This window comes from Lentimicrobium sp. S6 (assembly GCF_013166635.1).
Lineage (GTDB): Bacteria > Bacteroidota > Bacteroidia > Bacteroidales > UBA12170 > UBA12170.
Genome location: NZ_JABKBZ010000163.1, coordinates 1 through 3082, shown reverse-complemented (window position 1 = coordinate 3082; position 3082 = coordinate 1). Strand labels below are relative to the sequence as shown.

2 protein-coding genes are annotated in these 3082 nt (G+C 28.2%); one reads left to right on the top strand and one right to left on the bottom strand.

The genetic code is table 11. The features are described 5' to 3' along the window. Window positions 1-336: 336 nt before the first annotated feature. Complete coding sequence (locus HNS40_RS21970; RefSeq protein ID WP_172284861.1) at window positions 337-1245, bottom strand: alpha/beta hydrolase; 909 nt, start codon at window positions 1243-1245, stop codon at window positions 337-339. Window positions 1246-1517: 272 nt separating this feature from the next. Here HNS40_RS21970 and HNS40_RS21965 point away from each other — a divergent pair, with 272 nt between their 5' ends. After that, window positions 1518-2474, top strand: coding sequence for a LuxR C-terminal-related transcriptional regulator (locus HNS40_RS21965; protein ID WP_253916472.1), 957 nt, complete (start codon window positions 1518-1520; stop codon window positions 2472-2474). The last annotated feature ends 608 nt before the right edge of the window (window positions 2475-3082 follow it).

Below are 3082 nucleotides of genomic sequence, written 5' to 3'. Positions count from 1 at the left end.
TGCCAACAAAAAATATAGTGCATTTGGCAGATAGTGCTAATAATGAAGATAATAGTAATAAATAAACATAGTGGTAAGTTGAAAGATTGGAGCGTTGAAATGCCAAACGCACCATATTCAAAACGTTGGCAACAATATTGACTACCCCTGAGAATTCAATATTGCAACTAACCGATAGATATACGATTGATTTGACACCTCTCAGAACTTTCTTGTTAAACCGTTATTTTATTTAATTATAACTGCCTTCAAACTAACTTTTTTTAACAAATGCTTTATATACAGTATTATGTGTTACTGATTTTATCATATTAATTGAATACAAATTTTATGATTTTATAAGTTCTTATTAAACCAGTCAATCAAATTTGACATTGCTTTATCTCCAGTTTTATTGCTGTATTTACGATTTTCATCCATCCATATATGACCAATTTTATCAAAAACAATTTTTTCACATACAACATTTTTGTTTTTAAATTCGCTTATTAAAATTTCAGATGGTTCTGTTATAAATGGATTGTCTAATGCTCCATATAATATAATAGTCGGAGGCATTTTGTTTGATATATAGTGCTTTAATGAAAGTGAGTCTAAGGTTTGTTCAGATGTATTTAAAGATGGTAATGCTTTTCTTGCCATATCATTTCGACTATGTAAAAAATCATAGCCTGCCGGATAATACAAAACAACCGCTTTAAAATTATTATCACCTTGAGGATTAGCAGCTAAATATGCAGCTAAATATCCACCAGCACTTCCTCCGCATACACCTAATCTATCTTTTGAAATTTTATATTTTTCCGCATATTTTTTTATGTATGAAATAGCGAAATTTAAATCGGTAGTTATCTCATCTAACATATACTTAGGAGTGCTACTATGGCGTACGTCAAAGACAGTAAAGCCACTTTTTAATAGCTCTTCAAAACTAAATTGTTGATGGAACTCAGGTTTAAGATCAACCTTTGGTATAAAAGAAAAATTGTCTTTATCAATTTCACTCAAAGAATTACTATTTTTTTTATACTGGTTTGAAAAGAAAGGGGAATAAAACCCACCACTGTTAATAAAAATGACTCCTTTACTATTATGATTTAACGGCACATAAATATCCATTGTAAGAGCCATACCGTCTTTGTGGTGATAAACAACATCTGGATAAATTGTAACAATATTTTCTTTTTGAGCGAAAACATTTGTTAAGATAATTGAAAGTAAAACTGCAAGTATTAATTTTTTCATTTTAAATGCTTTTAGAATTTTTATTGATAATTAATTTTGAAAGCACAAATGTGTACATTAAGATTTTAGTTTAGGTCAAACTAAAGTGCTGATTTTAAAAAACCCAACTTTAGTTGGATAGAGAAAACTAAAGATTGAAGGTGTTTTGGTGATCAGTTCTTTGAAATATTGCTAAGAACTAAATCTTAAGCATATTAATTTTATTAACTTCGCACCGTATAATTAATAATTATTACTAGAACAATGCTATAAACATCCGGAATCCTGTGGAAATGCTAATATATATATTTAAAATTTCATTCTTAATTTCTATAATTTTTGTTCTTTATAAATTATATAATTTTTATAAAGCTTCTAAACTTACAATTTCAAAAGCCTTTGTTCTCAATATTGCTTTAATGAATTTATTGTGGTTTTTGGTATTTTTATGGGTATTTTTAAGTGAAATTGCACCATTAACTATAAATAACAATATAAATAGTTTCAAGTTTATTTATGACACGATTACTTATTTTGTTCAGTGGAGTGTTCCTATTTCTTTTTTCGCATTTATTTATCTTATTTTAAACTCAAAACCATCCAAGTTCCAATATAGACATCTATTGGTTCCTGCTATTCTTGTTGTTGCTCCCAAAGTTGCTGCATGGCTAGAAATTATGGCTTTTGATACCAATTACCTATTACATAATCTTTATGCCACAACAGATTTATTAATTATTATAGCAATGATTTTAGCAAGTGTTTATTTGAAATATCGTGCGAGTCAATTGTCAAAGAATAAAATTAATATTTCAATAAATCATTTAAGTCTCATTTATTTCATTCCTTATTTAATTGCATTTATTCTTACAATCATATTCCGATTAATAAAAATACCTTTTGAATTTAGTACTATCATTAATCTGTTTCTAATAATTCTTTTTAATATAGGAATAGCTCTTTGGGTAAATAAATATAGGCAAGTATTTATCCAACATTATAATGAGCTAGAAGTTAAAACGAGTTCCAAACTCGAAATGTTTGTGTCAAATTATGAAATTACAGTTCGAGAATTAGATGTTATAAAACTAATTTGTAATGGGAAAACAAATAAAGAAATTGCTGATCAACTTTTTATATCGATCAGCACAGTAAAGGATCATAATTACAACATTTATCAAAAACTTAGTATTAAAAATAGAACTCAATTAATGAAATTATATTTTGAATTTCAGGATAATTTACAATAACACTTCAATTACGGGTATGCGCTATAACTATAGTGTGCAATTCTCAAGCAGGATATGTTCATAAACAAAGGTTGCAATTGGATAAAATATGTGTTTGAAAATAATGGTAGTAGAGCCAAAATAATAGATGAGATAACTACATCCTACTTGATTAAGAGAATTGAAAAGATTTTTTAAAACTGATTTGAATGTAAAAAAACTGTTGCCAACAATTAAGCATCGTTTTCAGCCCTAAGCCGTGGAGCTAAGCATTTACTTATGGCCAAGAGGGGCTGAATATGTGCTGTGTGTTGAACGTAAACCGGCAACGAAGCCGTAAAGCCTACCTTTTATATTGTGGAATCAATTTGGGCAATGATATCTCCACAGCTCTTGTGTAGTTATTTTTTTTTCAATTTTTTTCTAGCAAATCTTAGAAGTATTCAAGAGCTTTTCTGTTTTTTGATTTTAGCAGGGTCGTTATTCTGATTATTTCTGATTTTTTGATTGATTGATGCATAATTCTTCCATTAAGATGACTCATATTCTTTTATTGTGTTGATATACTTATACTTACTTTCAAAGGTTTAGTGTTTTCCGGAGGAGCTCTTTGATGATTGTTTCTAAAC